We start from the raw sequence: 15,909 nt of genomic DNA, 5'->3' as shown, positions 1-15,909 counted from the left end.
TCCTCTCTCATTGGCGGGACGCTGTGGTTTGAAGCCTTCAGGTTTCGCGATCGACCGCGCCGCGGTCGTCTGCCTCTCTATGCAAATTGATTCTTCGGTCGCGCCAGCCCCAGGTTCTCGCGCAACGTCTTGCCCTCGTATTCGGTTCTGAACAACCCGCGTCGTTGCAGTTCCGGTACCACGGCGCCGGCAAAGTCCTGGAGCCCGCCCGGCAGGTGCGGCACCAGCACGTTGAAGCCATCCGCCGCGCCTTCCTCGAACCAGCCTTGCAGCTCGTCGGCGATCTGCGCCGGCGTGCCGATCAAGCTGTAGTGCCCCCGGCCCCCGGCGATTTTCCGGCCCAGCTCGGCCAGACTCAGGTTGTCCTTGCCGGCCAGTTCCACCAGCAGCTTCTGCCGGCTTTGCTGGCCGCTTTCGGTCAATGGCAGCGCGGGCAGCGGGCCGTCCAACGGGTACTGCGACAGGTCGAAGTTGCCCAGCATACGCCCAAGCAGGGCCACGCCAACCTCGGGTTCGACCCATTGCTGAAACGATTCATATTTTTCCCGGGCCTCACTTTCGCTCTGCCCCACCACCACGAATACCCCGGGCATGACTTTCAATGAATCGGCGCCGCGTCCGTAGCGGGCCAGGCGCCCCTTGAGGTCGGCATAAAACGCCTGGGCGCTGGCCAGTGAGGTCTGGGCGGTGAATACCACCTCGGCGGTCTGCGCCGCCAGCTCGCGTCCGGCTTCGGAGGAACCGGCCTGGACGATCACCGGATAGCCCTGGGGCGGGCGCGCCACATTCAGCGGGCCCTTGACCCGGAAGTGTTCGCCCTGGTGGTCCAGCACATGCAGCTTGGCCGGGTCGTAATACTGGCCGCTGCTTTTGTCGCGGACAAAGGCGTCGTCCTGCCAACTGTCCCAAAGCCCGGTGACCACTGCATGGAACTCGCGGGCGCGGCTGTAACGCTCGGCATGGCCCAAATGCTCGTCGCGACCGAAATTCTGCGCTTCGGCCGCATTGTCGGAAGTCACCAGATTCCAACCTGCCCTTCCACCCGACAGGTGATCCAGCGAAGCGTACTTACGTGCTACATGGTACGGTACGTTATAGCTCGTAGTGCTAGTGGCAATTAGCCCAATATGCTCGGTCACGACGCTGAGGGCAGCCAGCAAAGTCAAGGGCTCAAACTGCTCCGAACGCGCCATTCTGTGGGCCTCGGGGCCCGTTGCGGCGGCCACGCTGTCAGCCAGAAACAGGGCATCGAACTTCGCTGCCTCGGCGATCCGGGCCAGCTGCCTGTACGCAGAAAAGTCTAGTCCGGCATCCGCCGGTACGTACGGATGCCGCCAGGCGGCAACGTGATGACCGGTGGCCATCAGAAAGGCGCCGAGCTTGAGTTGTCTTGGGTGGGTCATGGTCTTTTCCTTGAAGCAGTCATTGAGGGTCGTTGCACGCAACGGCTCAAAAATCCTTGCGCACCTGTACCCCGAAATAACGTTCGTCATCCCGTGGCACGGCGCGGTAGATGTAATTGCCGCCACTGGCCAGCAGCGGCGAATAGGACTTGTCGGCGAGGTTCTTGCCCAGCAGCGCCACGCGCCAGCCCTGGTTGTAGTCGGCCAGGGCGATGCTGGCGTTCCAGATGCCGTAGGCCCCCTGCCTGGTGTCGGCGTTCTGGCTGATGTCGTACTGCACTTCGCTCTGCCAGCTGTAATCGGTGCCCAGTTCGATATCCAGGCCGTTATCCAGCGGGATGCTGTAATCGGCCCGCACATAGCTTTTCCAATCAGGGCTGAATGGCAGCGGCTTGCCGTTGACGTTGCAAGAAGCCGCCGCGCCCGCCGGGCAGGCGAATTCGTCGATCCGCGCACGGGTATAGGCCAGCGCGCCGGAGATCTTCAGTTGCTGGGTGGCCTGCAAGGCGTAATCCAGCTCGACGCCTTCGGTGCTAACGCTGCCGGCATTGATCAGGCGGGTCACCACCTGCCCGGCGACGGTGTCGAAGAAGTTCGCCTGATAGTTGTCGTAGTCGCTGTGGAAGATCGCCAGGTTGGCGGTCAGACGCTTGTTCCAGGCCGTGGCCTTGATCCCGGCCTCCCAGGTGTTGGAGGTTTCCGGCTTCAGCGCCTCGGTGTCCCGCGGCTGCATGTTGAAGAACACGTTGTAGGCCGGCCCCTTGTAGCCGCGTGAATAGGTCAGGTAGGTGGTGACCGCATCGCTCAGGTCGTACTGCAGGCCCAGGCGCCCGGACCAACCGTCCTCATCCACCGAGCCCGAGCTGCTGGTGCCGGGCTGAATGCCGCTGACGGTGGTGGCCGAGGTGGATACGCGGCGGTGCTCGTATTCCAGGTCGTCGTGGGTCCAGCGCAGGCCGGCGATCCCGCGCAGGTCCGAGGTGAAGTTCAGGGTGGTTTCGCCGAACACCGAGTAGCTGTCGCTGGTGGTGCTGTAGTCGGCGATGCCACGGTTGATCGCGGTGGTAGTGGTCAGGGTGCGCCGGTAGGTTTCTTCATCCTTGCCGTGCATGTAGAACAACCCGCCGACGTACTCGAGAAATTGCCCCTTGGGCGAGGCCAGGCGCAGCTCCTGAGAGTACTGGTTGTAGTCCAGGTCGCCTTTGTCGGCGGTACCGGGGAAAGCGGCGGTAACGGCGCCCAGGCGGTCGCCGTCCTGATACTGGGTGTTGTTCCAGCCGCGCCAGGCGGTGATCGAGGTCAGGGTGTAATCGCCAAGACTCCAGTCCAGCTGGCCGGACAAACCTTTGTTGATGTCTTCGACGTGGGTACGGGTATCGGTGTTGATATCGCGGTTGTCGCTGCTGGCCCGGACCGGGCGCAGGGCATTGGCGAAGGCCGGAGCCAGGGCCTTGGCGACAACGCCATTGGGCGCGTCGTCATGGGACTGCATGTAGTCGGCCGCCAGGGTGAAGGTGAGGTCGTCGCTGGGGGTGAACGCCAGCTTGCCGCGCACGCCCTTGCGATTGTAGCCGTTGACCTCATGCCCGTTGCGCCGGTTGTCGACGTTGCCGTCGTAGCTGCCAAACAGGGTGGTGATCGAACCCTTGAGCGTGTCGGGAATCAGGCTGCCGCCGATGCCGAACCGGGTGCGGCTTTCGTTGCCGCTGTAGTAGCTCTGGTCGATGTAGCCATGGGTCTCGACGGTCGGCGCCCTGGTCACGATATTCAGCACGCCGGCCGAAGCGTTCTTGCCGAACAAGGTGCCTTGCGGACCGCGCAAAACTTCGATGCGTTCCAGGTCCAGCAGGTCGAGGGTAGCCTGGCCCGGGCGGCCGTAGACCACGCCATCGATCACCGTGGCCACGGTCGGCTCCACGCCGGGCGAGGTGGAAATGGTGCCCACGCCGCGGATGAACAGCGAGGTGTCCTTGTTCGAAGCGCCGGTGCGGAAGTTCAGCGACGGCACCTGTTGCACGATGCTGGCGACACCGTTGCGATTGTCGCGCTCCAGTTGCTCGCCATCGACCACCGACACCGCCACCGGCACTTTTTGCAGCGACTCTTCGCGGCGGGTGGCGGTGACTGTCACCGACTTCAGCGTCGGCTCCTGGCCCTGCGCCGCGCTGTCGCTGTCAGCGGCGAAAGCGCCCGGCAGCGGCAGCACGGCGAGCCCCGCCAGCCACCAGCCCAAATACGCCAGTGAAGCGCTGGCGGCGCGGATCGACCGCACCCGTTTCTGCTGATCCCCATGAATGCTCTGCATGCTGCACCTGCGCGGAATTTGCCCTTAACCGCTGCCGATCTGCGCCGGCAGCGCCGAAAAATCTGTCGTGGACATTCGCTCGAGCGAGTAGCAGACAAGGCGCTTTGTTAGCGCTAACATCGCCAGTATCGGTAAGCTGCACATAGATCGTCAAATACTGAAAAATTACTTTTATATGCCTTTTTGTTACTTAAAGGATCGCGCTTTTGACCGTTGAAAAATCCCCAGGCCGCAAGCGCCGCGGTGCCGGACGGGTGACCCTGAACACCGTCGCCCGCCAGGCCGGTGTGTCGGCGATCACCGTGTCGCGTTATTTCAACCAGCCGGACAGCGTCTCGCCGGAACGTCGCGAGCGCATCGCCCGGGCAGTGGCCGAACTGGGTTACGTGCCGAACCTGGTGGCCGGCGGCCTGGCCTCGACCCGGGGCAAGATTGTCGCCATGGTGATCCCGAACATCTCCGGGCCGATTTTCGCCAACACCATCCAGGGCTTCAGCGACACCCTCAGCCGCCACGGTTACCAGCTGTTGCTGGCGTCGAGCTACTTCGATGCACAACAGGAAGAAAACGCCGTGCGGGCCTTTCTCGGCTGGTCACCGGCCGCCCTGGTGCTGACCAGTCATTTCCATAGCCCGGGCACTGAAAAGATGATCGCCGAGGCGGATATCCCGGTGATCGAGACCTGGGACTACCAGCCACAGCGGGAACCGCTGCAGATCGGCTTTTCCCATTACCAGGTCGGGGTGACGGCGACGCGTTATCTGTACGACAAGGGTTATCGGCGCATCGCCTTCGTGCAGAACAGCGCTCCCGGCGACCTCAGCGCCCTGGAGCGCCGCGACGGTTACGCCGCCACCGTGAGCGAACTGGGCCTGGCACCCTGGGTGTTCGCCCCGGATGCCGATCGAGCGCCGTTCGAGGCCGGCAAGCAGGCCATGGAAGCCCTGATGAAAACCCGCCCACCCCCGGACGCGATCATCTTCGCCAACGACAACCTGGCCGCCGGCGGCTCCCTGGCCGGGCAACGGGCGGGGCTGAAAATCCCCGAGGAGTGCGCGGTGCTGGGCTTCGGCGATTACCCCTTTGCCGAGATGCTGTTGCCCAGCCTGAGCACCATCAAGCCACCGGCACTGGAGATCGGCGTCCTGGCGGCGACCCGGGTCCTGGAAAGCCTGGGCGTGTTGCCGGTGGAAGACGAGGTCCAGCGCCTGAACCTGCTGCAGTGCCGGCTGATCGAGCGCGAGAGCGCGTAGCAACGACCCTCACGGCTCTTCGTGCTTATCCGCTACCGTGGCCCCCGGCGGGTGCGAGTGGCCGACGTTCGATGGCGGCGATTCGCGGCTACGCCGATAACTCGCGCAATGCCGCCGCGGCGAGAAAGCCCGAACGCGAGCGGTAGCGCTGGTCGCGCTTCACCGTCTGGTCGATGCGTTCCAGCAATTGCTCCGGCAGGGTGGCGTTGAAGCGCACCGCCTTGCCGAAGTAAGGCGTGATGTCGAACTCGATCATGCCCCACACGCCACCGGCGTAATCGGGGTTGTCGATATGCACGTCGACCTCATGCACCTGGGGCAGCGGTTCACCATCGGCGACCAGGCCTTCGTAATGCAGCGACAAGGCCTCTTTCACATTCTCGAAGGCTTCTGCCGCGGTATGGCCGGCGGAAAAACAGCCCGGCACATCGGGGACGATCACTCCATATCCGGAGTCGGCATCCTTGTGCAGCACGACCGGGAATTTCATCTCGTTGACCTCTTCGTTCAAGACCGGCCTCATTTCAGGCCCGCCTGTTTCAAGATGCTGTGGATCGTGCCCCTGGGCAGATCCGCATCCGGGTGAGGGATAGTGACCCGCCCCGGCTTGTGCAGATACTTGTACTGGTGATGACTGCCTTTGACCGCGATCAGATACCACCCGTCCTCCTCGATCATCCTGATCAGTTCCCGACTGCGCATTGCCGTGTCCTTTCGATACGTCCCGAAAAGCCACCCTACACAGCCAAAGGCGAAGAATACACACTATACACATTAAGATAATCAATACAGAAAGCAGCGATGACCGGCGCCACCCTGGCCCTTTTCAGAGCGCCCTGGCAAAAACCTCCGCCAGCCAGTCGACGAACACCCGCACCCGTGGCGACATGTGGCGGTTGTGTGGGTACAGCACGGAAACCGGCATGGGCGGCGGCGGGGTATCGGTGAGGATCTCCTGCACCAGCCCCTGGGAAATCTGCTGTGCCATGCGGTAGCGCGGGCACTGGATGATGCCCAGCCCGGCCACGGCCGAGGCGGCATAGATTTCCGCGCCGAACACCGACAGCGCGCCCTCGATAGCGACTTCCCGCAGTTCACCATCGACCATGAATTCGAACGGAAACAGCTTGGCCGTGGTGCGTGAGACGTAGTTCACCGCACGGTGCCGCGACAGTTCATCGAGGCTCGATGGCTCGCCGTATTTGCGCAGGTAGGCCGGGCTGGCGCAGGTGATCTGCTGCAGGTTGGCCACGCGCCGGCCGATCAGCGACGAATCGCCCAGGGTGCCGGCGCGCAACACGCAGTCCACCCCTTCGGCGATCAGGTCGACAAAACGATCGGCCTCGCTGATGGACAGTTCGATCTCCGGATAGCGCGCCATGAATTCGGGCAGGGCCGGAATCACGAAGTACTTGGCCAGGGTGCCATGCAAGTCGACCCGCAAACGCCCCTTCGGCGCCACCGTGCGAAACGCCAGTTCGGCCTCTTCCAGCTCCGCCAGCAGCTGTACGCAGCGCTGGTAATAGGCCTCGCCGTCGAGGGTCGGGCGCACGCGGCGGGTGCTGCGTTCCAGCAGGCGGGTACCGAGCCAGGCCTCGAACTGATTGAGGGTATGGGTCAGGGTGGCGCGCGGCAGGTTCAGGTCCTCGGCGGCCAGGGTGAAGCTGCTGCGCTCGTAGATCCGCACGAACACCTTCATCGCTTTGACTTGATCCACGACGGGCTCCAGGGCTCATTGATTGTTGGCGATTATTGAACAGTCAAGCCAACTCTGGCGCATTTATCACCCTGGGTAAACATGTGAATCTGCTTCCACACCACAGCCAATCACTCGTTACCCAGAAGGAAATTCGCCATGACTACCCAGACTTCGAAAGTTGCCATCGTGACCGGCGCCTCCCGCGGCATCGGCGCGGTGATCGCCCGGCAACTGGCCAGCGAAGGCTTCGCCGTCGCCATCAACTACGCCAACAGCGCCAGCGAAGCCTCAGCCCTGGTGGTGGAGCTGCGCCAGGCCGGCCACCGGGCCATAGCGGTCAAGGCCGACGTGGCCAACGCCGATGACGTGCGCCGCCTGTTCGACGAGACAGAAACCCAACTGGGCAAGGTCGACGTGCTGATCAACAACGCCGGCATCCTCAAGGTCCTGCCGCTGGCGCAACACACGGACGAACTGTTCGACCAGAACTTCAACATCCACGCTCGCGGCACCTTCAACACCCTGCGTGAAGCCGCGACTCGCCTGAACGCCGGCGGGCGCATCGTCAATTTCTCCAGCAGCACCGTCGGCATGAACCTGCCGGGTTACGCGGTGTACATCGCCAGCAAAGCGGCGGTGGAATCCCTGACCCAGGTGTTCGCCAAGGAAATGCGCGGTCGCAATATCACCGTCAATGCAGTGGCACCGGGCCCGGTGGCCACCGACCTGTTCCTGCACGGCAAGAGCGAAGAGCAGATCCAGGGCTTCGCCAAGATGGCCCCGCTGGAGCGCCTGGCTCAACCCGAAGATATTTCCCGCGTCGTGTCCTTCCTGGTCAGCCCTGATTCGGCCTGGGTCAACGGGCAGATCCTGCGCGCCAACGGCGGGCTCGTCTGAGCCACCTCACCCACGGTCGAAGGAGCCACGCTCATGAATCACTCCACTGCGACACCCGCCCGTGGCGGGCAGACGAAACCGATGTTCATCCTGTTCACCGCGGTGGCCGCCGCCACCGCCGCACTGGCGGCGGGCTCCAGCCTGCTGCTGAGCCTGCCGGTCTGGGCCATGTTCGTTGGCTGGGTGGCGTTCTTCAGCCGCGGCCTGACCCTGCGCGACGGCCTGGTCAACCTGGGCTGCGTGCTGATGGGCCTCGCCGTCGGCATGGGCGCGGCGCTGAGCATTGGCGCACTGAGCCCAAGCCTCGGCCCCTGGGCCCTGCCGCTGGTGGTGTTCGTGGTGGCGATGCTCGTGGTGTCGCTGCGCAGCCTGCGGGTGATGAATAACATCGTCGCCTACTTCCTCGGCCTGATCGCCTGGTTCGCCGCGCACCTGGAACCCTCCCTGGAAAGCTTCGCCGAACTCAGCGGCGCCGGAACCCTGGGCACCTTCGCCGGCTGGCTGTCCCACGCCGTACAACAACGCCTGCCCCGGCGTGCCTGAAACCACCCTCACCTGAAGAGATCAATGCCATGCAATCCGTCATCCTGATTACCGGCGCCTCCAGTGGTTTTGGCGCCCTGACCGCCCGCGCCCTCGCCGACGCTGGCCACATCGTCTACGCCAGCATGCGTGAAACCCTGGGCCGCAATGCGCCTCAGGTGGCCGAGGTGCGGCGCTACGCCGACGAGCACCGGGTCGATTTGCGCAGCGTCGAACTGGACGTCGCCTCCAGCGCCTCGGTCGAGGCCGGTGTCGCCCGGATAGTCGCCGACTGCGGCCGGCTGGACGTGATCATCCACAACGCCGGGCACATGGCCTTCGGCCCCGCCGAAGCCTTCACCGCCGAACAGTTCGCCCAGCTCTACGACATCAACGTACTGAGCACCCAGCGGGTCAACCGCGCGGCCCTGCCGCAACTGCGCAAGCAGGGCCGGGGACTGGTGCTGTGGGTATCCTCCAGCAGCGCCCGTGGTGGCACCCCGCCCTACCTGGCGCCGTACTTCGCGGCCAAGGCGGCAATGGACTCCCTGGCGGTGTCCTATGCCGGGGAGCTGGCGCGCTGGGGCGTGGAGACCTCGATCATCGTGCCGGGCGCCTTCACCCAGGGCACCAACCACTTCGCGCACTCCGGCGCCCCGGCCGACCAGGCCCGCGCCGCCGAGTACAACCAGGGGCCCTATGCCGGTGTGCCGGAGCAGGCACTCAACGGCCTGGCCGCCCTGGAGCCGGCTGACGCCGATGTCACCGAGGTCGCGAAGGCCATCGTCGAGATCGTCGGCCTGCCCTTCGGCTCCCGGCCGTTGCGCCGGCATATCGACCCGTCCCAGGACGGTGCCGAGATCGTCAATGCCATGGCCGACCGGGTGCGCGCCGAGATGTTTCGCCGCATCGGCCTGGAAGACCTGCTCAAGCCTGCCGTTCGCTGAAACAACGGCACCGATGGCCCGGGCACTCCCCGGGCCATCGCTGCTTTCCACCGGCTTATTCGCGGAGACACTCATGCCCCCGACCACCGACTCGCCCGTTTCGTCCAACACCCTGCTGTTCCCGGCCTTCGCTTTTCGCGGAGCAGGACGCCACTCCCTGGACCACACTCTAGGTCGGGAGCTTTGAACCGCCATCGACCCTGGGCTCACCCCTGAATTCCGCCCGCGAGGACTTCGTCATGCATACCGCGATCATCACTTGCTTCGGCCTGATTCTCCTGGCGCTGATGCTGTTTATCGGCGAAAAGCTCGGCCTCGGCCGCCAGACCCTGGCCTACAGTTTCGTCGTACTCTGGCTGGCGCTGACGGTGATCAACGGCGCGGTGGGGATGGTCCACGCCGGCCAGCCCCTGAGCACGGAGCTGGCGGTCGGCAGTGTGGTGTTCGGCGTGCCGGTGGCGGCGCTGGTGTTGTTCACGGTATTGGGCCGGGCCTGAGGCCCGCGATGACGGTGGCACAAACGCCACCGCCCCGCGATCAACGCACCAGGTGCAGGAACTGCATATGGCGTTCGTACTGGTCGAGGATGTCGTTGATGATCTGCTCCTTGGTGTAGCCCATCAGGTCATAGTCCTGGCTACCCTCGGCCAGGTGCACCTCGGCCCGGTAGTAACGCCGGTTGCGCATCTCCTTGGGCCCCATGCCGCCACGGGCGAAGGACGGGGTGAAGTAGCCGCGCATCTGCACCTGATAAACGAACGGATGCTGGTCGCCATGGCCGATTTCCAGGCTGACGTTGTCGTTGGCCGGGTCCGGCTGGGTGATCACGTTCAGGCCTTTCTCGACGAACACCGCGGTCACTTCTTCGATGGCCGGGCGCACCGTCTGATCGAGGAAGCGATAGACCTCGTCGCGCGACGGGAAATGTACCGCCTGGCTCAGGCGCTGGCGCCAGCCGCCCTTGCCGCGCCGCGAAGACGACGACACCGGCGCTAGCGAATGCAACTGGGCGATCTGCTTCTGCGACTCGAGGTAGAAGGCCTTGTGCAGCCCCCACATCATCAGCAGCAGGATCATCGAGAACGGCAGCGAGGTCAGCACCACCGCCGACTTCAGCGAGTCGATGCTGCCGGCGAACAGCAGCGCGCTGGTGACCAGCGCGGTCATCGCGCCCCAGAACACCCGCAGCCATTTCGGCCCGTCTTCATCGGCACTGCCGCCTTTGGCCGACAGGGTCGAGAGCACCACGGTGCCGGAGTCGGCCGAGGTGACGAAGAACACGAAGCTGATGAACACCGTCACGGCGATGACAGTCTTGCTCCAGGGGTAGGTTTCCAGCAGCAGGTAGAGGGTCATCGAGGGGTTCTCGATGGCCGACATGCCCAGCGCGCTCATGCCGTGGTTGAGCACCTGGTCGATGGCACTGTTACCGAAGATCGACATCCAGGCCAGGGTGAAGCCCAGGGGAATCAGCAGCACGCCGAACACGAATTCACGGATGGTCCGGCCACGGGAAATCCGCGCGATGAACAGGCCCACGAACGGCGACCATGCGATCCACCAGGCCCAGTAGAAGACGGTCCAGCCGCCCAGCCAGTCGCTGGGTTCGTTATAGGCGTAGAGGTCGAAACTCTTGGTCGGCAAGGCGCCGAGGTAATCGCCGAGGTTCTGGATCAGGGTGTTGAGCAGGTGCTGGGTGGGGCCGGCGAACAACACGAACAGCAGCAGCGCACAGGCCAGCAGCATGTTGATGTCGGACATCACCCGCACGCCCTTGTCGACACCGGACACCGCGACAATGATCGCCGCACCCATCATCAGGGTGATCAGGCCCACCTGGACCCACTGGGTGTGGGCGATGCCGAACAGGTAATCCAGGCCGGAGTTGAGGTGCAGCACGCCAAAGCCCATGTCGGCGCCGAGGCCGAACACCGTGGCGATGATGCCGAAGCCATCCACCGCGTAGCCGATGGGGCCATTGATGCGCTTGCCGATCAGCGGGTACAGCGCCGAACGCAGGGCCAGCGGCAGGTTATGCCGGTAGGCGAAATACGCCAGGGCCATGCCGACGAAGGCGAACACGCCCCAGCCATGCAGGCCCCAGTGCAGGAAGAGAATCTGCATGGCCTGGCGCGCCGCATCCGCGGTCCCGGCCTCGCCCTGGGGCGGTTGCAGCATGTGGGTCAGGGGTTCCGACACGCAGAAGAAAAACAGCGTGATGCTGATCCCGGCGGCGAACAGCATGCCGGCCCAGGACAGGTAACTGAATTCCGGTTCGTCGTGGTCGGCACCGAGCTTGATCTTGCCGTAGCCGGACAAGGCGGTGACCACCACGAAGATCAGGTACAGGGTCATGGCCAGCATGTAGTACCAGCCGACCGTATTGGCCGCCCAGTTTTGCGCGGCCAGCAGCCAGGCGCCGGCTTGTTCCGGCAGGGCAATGACCACCAGGCCGAAGGCCAGGATAAAGCTCGCGGCGAAGTAGAACACCGGCGGATTCATGCGGATCAGGCCGCTGGCGGGAATGGACGATGCACTCATGAAACGTGCACCTCGAGGGGGTAAAACGCGGCTGAAAAGATCGGACTCAGCAAAGGTAAGCCTCCTGTTGTGAGCGGGCAGCAAGCTGCCGGTTTAACTTGAACAAGCGTTCAAGTTAAACACGGATAGGCGCGCAAGGACTAATCGCCGGGCTCGGCGGTCGCCTGATTTCGCAGGTTTTAAGAAAGGTCTGATGTGTGGCGGAGGGAATCGTTCAGCGTTAAATAAGCCGATTTCTGTAGCCGCTGCCGAAGGCTGCGCCAAGGCCCACAGGGCCTTAAAAAGACCCAAGGGCGGCGCCCCTCTCGGGGCGATCGCAGCCCGCGGCAGCGGCTACATGATGCAAGCACCTCGGCTTATTTTTGCGACCCATCGTCATGCTGCAGGTTGGCCTGGGTCAGGTTGCACCCGGCCGGCACGCTGCGGGTCAGCCAGACATTGCCGCCGATGGTCGAGCCCTTGCCGATGGTGATGCGCCCGAGGATGGTCGCGCCGGCGTAGATCACCACGTCGTCCTCGACGATCGGGTGGCGCGGATGGCCCTTCTGCAACTGGCCGTCCTCGTCCGCCGGGAAGCGCTTGGCACCTAGGGTCACGGCCTGGTAGATGCGTACACGCTCGCCGATGATCGCGGTCTCGCCGATCACCACACCGGTGCCGTGGTCGATGAAGAAGCTGCGGCCGATCTGCGCCCCCGGGTGAATGTCGATGCCGGTGGCCGAGTGGGCGATTTCCGCGCTGATCCGCGCCAGCAGCGGCAGGCCGGCGCGGTACAGATGGTGGGCCAGGCGATGGTGGATCACCGCCAGGATGCCCGGGTAGCACAGCAGCACTTCGTCGACGCTGCGCGCCGCCGGGTCGCCATGGTAGGCGGCCAGCACATCGGTATCGAGCAACACTCGCAGCCCCGGCAGGGCCAGGGCGAAATCCTGGATGATGCGGATGGCCCTGGCGTTGACGTCTTCGTCCGCCTCGCCGCTCTGGCGCGCGGCATAACGCAGCTCCAGGCGAGCCTGGGCGAGCAGCGCATTGAGGGCCGCGTCCAGGGTGTGACCGACGTAGAAATCCTCGCTTTCCTCGCGCAGGTCCACCGGGCCCAGGCGCATCGGGAACAGGGCCCCACACAGCGCCTCGAGAATCTCGGCCATGGCCGCGCGCGACGGCAGTTCCCGACCGCCCTGCTCACCACTGACCCGCCCGTTGCGGGTACGCCACTGGTCGCGGGCATCACGCAGTTGACCGACTATGGTCTGCAATTGCCAATGGCTGGAACGCTCGCTCACGATAAGACTCCTCACTCAGGCGGCCGGACGGTCTGGCCGCGTAAACGACGTCACTTTACGGTATGCGTCCCAGGCCAAATTAAGAACTAATTGTGCTGGCCTAAGTACCTTTTGGCATAAGCGATTGACGGTTGCCCCGGTAAATATCGCTGCCTATAGTCCCTGACACCTCTGACAACCTGTGCGGCCTCATGATCAAACGACAGCTCGACCGCTTTAACCGTCTCGACCTGCTGGGCAGCGCCACCGCCCTGGAAAAACTCGAACGCCTGTCCACCTGGCTGGGCCGCGATGTCTACGTCAAGCGCGACGACACCACACCGCTGGCCATGGGCGGCAACAAGCTGCGCAAACTCGAATACCTGGCCGCCGATGCGCTGTCCCAGGGCGCGGACACCCTGATCACCGCGGGCGCCATCCAGTCCAACCACGTGCGCCAGACCGCGGCCCTGGCCGCCAAGCTCGGCCTGGGCTGCGTCGCCCTGCTGGAAAACCCCACCGGTACCGATGACGGCAATTACCTGGGCAACGGCAACCGCCTGCTGCTCGACCTGTTCGACGCCAAGGTCGAGCTGGTGGAGAACCTGGACAACGCCGACGAGCAGTTGCAGGCCCTGGCCGAGCGCCTGCGCAGCAGCGGCAAGCAGCCGTACCTGGTGCCGATTGGCGGCTCCAACGCCCTCGGCGCGCTGGGTTACGTGCGCGCCGGCCTGGAGCTGGCGGAGCAGATCAACAACAGCGGGCTCGACTTCGCCGCCGTGGTGCTGGCCTCGGGCAGCGCCGGCACCCACAGCGGCCTGGCCCTGGCCTTGAGCGAAGTGTTGCCGCAGTTGCCGGTGATCGGCGTCACCGTGTCGCGCACCGACGAAGCGCAACGGCCGAAGGTCCAGGGCCTGGCCGAACGCACCGCCGAATTGCTCGGGGTGACGTTGCCGGAGAGCTTCAAGGTGGAGTTGTGGGACGAATATTTCGCCCCGCGTTATGGCGAACCGAATGCCGGCACCCTGGCCGCGGTGAAACTGCTGGCGAGCCAGGAAGGCCTGCTGCTGGACCCGGTCTACACCGGCAAGGCCATGGCCGGCCTGCTCGACGGCATCGGCCGCCAGCGCTTCGACGACGGCCCGATCATCTTCCTGCACACCGGCGGCGCGCCGGCGCTGTTCGCTTATGCCAGCTCGTTTGCCTAACAAATGCCTGTAGCCGCTGGCGCAGCCTGCGCTCGGCGGCGCAGCCGTCGTAAAACCTGCATATGCGGCGTATCGGAAGAGACACGTTCGCCGGATTTGCGCCTGCTACGTCGGAATGCCGTCCAATCGATCGCAGCCTGCGGCAGCGGCTACAGGGATGTATATTTATAAAAAGAATAACAATGTGAATTTATATTATTTTTACATCTATAAGCAGCCACTTATAGTCGCGCCGCAGGCGAATTTGCCGCGAGACGCATACGCTGCATTTAGTGCAGGATAAGGCGCTCGTTCCCGCTCACCGATTGACCTGCATCTCCCAACCGCATCTGCATAAGAAAACACAGGGGCTTGTCATGATTTTTTCCGCACTACGTCGAAATATCCTCGTTGGCTCGCTGGGTCTGGCCCTCGGTGCCGGGTTGCTGGGGCAAGCGGTTGCCGGTGAGCAACTGCAGAAGATCAAGGACGCCGGCACCATCAACGTCGGCCTGGAAGGCACTTATCCACCGTTCAGCTACGTCGACGAAAGCGGCAAGCTGGCCGGCTTCGAAGTCGAGTTCTCCGAAGCCCTGGCGCAGAAGCTGGGCGTGAAGGTCAAACTGCAGCCGACCAAGTGGGACGGCATCCTCGCCGCCCTGGAGTCCAAGCGCCTGGACGCGGTGATCAACCAGGTGACCATCTCCGATGAGCGCAAGAAGAAATACGACTTCTCCACCCCCTACACCGTTTCCGGCATCCAGGCCCTGACCCAGAAGAAGAACGAAGGCAAGTTCAAGACCGCCGCCGATCTGGCCGGGCACAAGGTCGGTGTCGGCCTGGGCACCAACTACGAACAATGGCTCAAGGACAACGTGCCCAAAGCCATCATCAAGACCTATGACGACGATCCGACCAAGTACCAGGACCTGCGCGTAGGCCGTATCGACGCGATCCTGGTGGACCGCCTGGCCGCCTTCGAGCTGATCAAGAAAACCAACGACACCCTGGTCGTTTCCGGCGAGCCCTTCTCCCGCCAGGAAGCCGGCGTGGCCCTGCGCAAAGGCGAACCCGAGCTGCTGGCCGCGGTGAACAAGGCAATCGAGGAACTGCGCGCCGACGGCACGCTGAAAAAGCTCTCGGAAAAATACTTCAACGCTGACGTCACTCAATAATGGAAGCAGGTTTTCAGTTCGAACTGTCTTTCCCGCAGTTGAGCCAGCAAATCGCCGAAACCACGCAGCTGTTGCTGAACTCCGCGCCCTTCCTGCTCAAGGGCGCATATTTCACGGTCATCCTCAGCCTCGGCGGCATGTTCTTCGGATTGGCGCTGGGGTTCGCCCTGGCGCTGATGCGCCTGTCGCGCTTCAAGCTGCTGAGCTGGATCGCCCGCGTCTATGTGTCGTTCTTTCGCGGCACGCCGTTGCTGGTGCAACTGTTCGTGATCTATTACGGCCTGCCGCAGCTGGGTATCGAGCTTGACCCGCTGCCGGCGGCGCTGATCGGCTTCTCGTTGAACATGGCGGCCTACGCCTGCGAGATCCTGCGCGCGGCCATCGGCTCCATCGAGCGCGGGCAATGGGAAGCGGCGGCCAGCATTGGCATGACCCGGGCCCAGACCCTGCGCCGGGCGATCCTGCCGCAAGCCATGCGCACGGCCCTGCCGCCCCTGGGCAACAGCTTTATCTCGCTGGTCAAGGACACGGCCCTGGCCGCCACCATCCAGGTCCCGGAACTGTTCCGCCAGGCACAGCTGATCACCGCCCGGACCTTCGAAGTCTTCACCATGTATCTTGCCGCCGCGCTGATCTACTGGGTTCTGGCCAGCGTGCTGGCGCACCTGCAGAACCGACTGGAAGAGCGGGTCAATCGGCACGACCAGGAGTCCTGAAC

15 protein-coding genes are annotated in these 15,909 nt (G+C 64.0%); 8 read left to right on the top strand and 7 right to left on the bottom strand.

The features are described 5' to 3' along the window. Positions 1 to 77: 77 nt before the first annotated feature. Together C4K27_RS01400 and C4K27_RS01395 are read right to left on the bottom strand one after the other, a co-directional pair. The gene (locus tag C4K27_RS01400) at positions 78 to 1,403 is read right to left on the bottom strand and encodes an LLM class flavin-dependent oxidoreductase (RefSeq protein WP_009041689.1); all 1,326 of its coding nucleotides are present in this window, start codon (positions 1,401 to 1,403) and stop codon (positions 78 to 80) included. A 46-nt stretch (positions 1,404 to 1,449) separates the two neighbouring features. After that, positions 1,450 to 3,708: a TonB-dependent receptor gene (locus tag C4K27_RS01395; protein ID WP_053259261.1), complete on the bottom strand. Its 2,259-nt coding sequence runs from the start codon at positions 3,706 to 3,708 to the stop codon at positions 1,450 to 1,452. A gap of 206 nt (positions 3,709 to 3,914) precedes the next feature. On the opposite strand from C4K27_RS01395, the gene C4K27_RS01390 reads away from it, so the two are divergent. Continuing rightward, positions 3,915 to 4,961 carry a LacI family DNA-binding transcriptional regulator gene (locus tag C4K27_RS01390; RefSeq protein WP_053259260.1) on the top strand — a complete coding sequence of 349 codons (1,047 nt, stop codon included), beginning with the start codon at positions 3,915 to 3,917 and terminating at the stop codon, positions 4,959 to 4,961. A gap of 88 nt (positions 4,962 to 5,049) precedes the next feature. On the opposite strand, the gene C4K27_RS01385 is transcribed toward C4K27_RS01390, so the two are convergent. From C4K27_RS01385 to C4K27_RS01375, 3 genes are all read right to left on the bottom strand, one after another. After that, the gene (locus tag C4K27_RS01385) at positions 5,050 to 5,451 is read right to left on the bottom strand and encodes a type II toxin-antitoxin system HicB family antitoxin (protein ID WP_009041686.1); all 402 of its coding nucleotides are present in this window, start codon (positions 5,449 to 5,451) and stop codon (positions 5,050 to 5,052) included. A gap of 29 nt (positions 5,452 to 5,480) precedes the next feature. Then, the gene (locus tag C4K27_RS01380; protein WP_053259259.1) at positions 5,481 to 5,663 is read right to left on the bottom strand and encodes a type II toxin-antitoxin system HicA family toxin; all 183 of its coding nucleotides are present in this window, start codon (positions 5,661 to 5,663) and stop codon (positions 5,481 to 5,483) included. 124 nt (positions 5,664 to 5,787) lie between these two features. Further along, complete coding sequence (locus C4K27_RS01375) at positions 5,788 to 6,678, bottom strand: LysR family transcriptional regulator (RefSeq protein WP_053259258.1); 891 nt, start codon at positions 6,676 to 6,678, stop codon at positions 5,788 to 5,790. A 138-nt stretch (positions 6,679 to 6,816) separates the two neighbouring features. On the opposite strand from C4K27_RS01375, the gene C4K27_RS01370 reads away from it, so the two are divergent. From C4K27_RS01370 to C4K27_RS01355, 4 genes are all read left to right on the top strand, one after another. Beyond that, positions 6,817 to 7,557 (top strand): SDR family oxidoreductase, encoded by a 741-nt coding sequence (locus C4K27_RS01370; protein WP_053259257.1) that lies wholly within the window; start codon positions 6,817 to 6,819, stop codon positions 7,555 to 7,557. Positions 7,558 to 7,590: 33 nt separating this feature from the next. Beyond that, on the top strand, positions 7,591 to 8,100 hold the full coding sequence (locus C4K27_RS01365) for a DUF1097 domain-containing protein (protein WP_053259256.1): 510 nt from the start codon (positions 7,591 to 7,593) through the stop codon (positions 8,098 to 8,100). A 29-nt stretch (positions 8,101 to 8,129) separates the two neighbouring features. Beyond that, positions 8,130 to 9,026: an SDR family oxidoreductase gene (locus C4K27_RS01360; protein WP_007925288.1), complete on the top strand. Its 897-nt coding sequence runs from the start codon at positions 8,130 to 8,132 to the stop codon at positions 9,024 to 9,026. Positions 9,027 to 9,265: 239 nt separating this feature from the next. After that, positions 9,266 to 9,523 (top strand): hypothetical protein, encoded by a 258-nt coding sequence (locus tag C4K27_RS01355; protein ID WP_053259255.1) that lies wholly within the window; start codon positions 9,266 to 9,268, stop codon positions 9,521 to 9,523. 40 nt (positions 9,524 to 9,563) lie between these two features. Here C4K27_RS01355 and betT read toward each other — a convergent pair whose 3' ends face one another. Together betT and epsC are read right to left on the bottom strand one after the other, a co-directional pair. Further along, positions 9,564 to 11,528 (bottom strand): choline transporter BetT, encoded by a 1,965-nt coding sequence (betT, locus tag C4K27_RS01350; RefSeq protein WP_164523774.1) that lies wholly within the window; start codon positions 11,526 to 11,528, stop codon positions 9,564 to 9,566. A gap of 395 nt (positions 11,529 to 11,923) precedes the next feature. Continuing rightward, positions 11,924 to 12,850 carry a serine O-acetyltransferase EpsC gene (gene epsC, locus C4K27_RS01345; RefSeq protein WP_053259253.1) on the bottom strand — a complete coding sequence of 309 codons (927 nt, stop codon included), beginning with the start codon at positions 12,848 to 12,850 and terminating at the stop codon, positions 11,924 to 11,926. A 191-nt stretch (positions 12,851 to 13,041) separates the two neighbouring features. Between epsC and C4K27_RS01340 the strand changes: the two genes are divergently transcribed. The 3 genes from C4K27_RS01340 (at position 13,042) to tcyL (ending at position 15,907) form a co-directional block, all read left to right on the top strand. Beyond that, positions 13,042 to 14,037 carry a D-cysteine desulfhydrase gene (locus tag C4K27_RS01340; RefSeq protein WP_053259252.1) on the top strand — a complete coding sequence of 332 codons (996 nt, stop codon included), beginning with the start codon at positions 13,042 to 13,044 and terminating at the stop codon, positions 14,035 to 14,037. A 356-nt stretch (positions 14,038 to 14,393) separates the two neighbouring features. Then, a complete protein-coding gene (tcyJ, locus tag C4K27_RS01335) occupies positions 14,394 to 15,191 on the top strand; it encodes a cystine ABC transporter substrate-binding protein (protein ID WP_023969999.1) in 798 nt (265 codons plus the stop codon). Between the two features lie 50 nt (positions 15,192 to 15,241). Continuing rightward, a complete protein-coding gene (gene tcyL / locus C4K27_RS01330; RefSeq protein WP_037005081.1) occupies positions 15,242 to 15,907 on the top strand; it encodes a cystine ABC transporter permease in 666 nt (221 codons plus the stop codon). Positions 15,908 to 15,909: the final 2 nt, after the last annotated feature.

The sequence above is a fragment of the Pseudomonas chlororaphis subsp. chlororaphis genome, assembly GCF_003945765.1.
In the GTDB taxonomy this organism is placed as follows: domain Bacteria; phylum Pseudomonadota; class Gammaproteobacteria; order Pseudomonadales; family Pseudomonadaceae; genus Aquipseudomonas; species Aquipseudomonas chlororaphis.
Note: the sequence above shows the minus strand (reverse complement) of the source record. Positions and strands in the feature narration are given on the sequence as shown.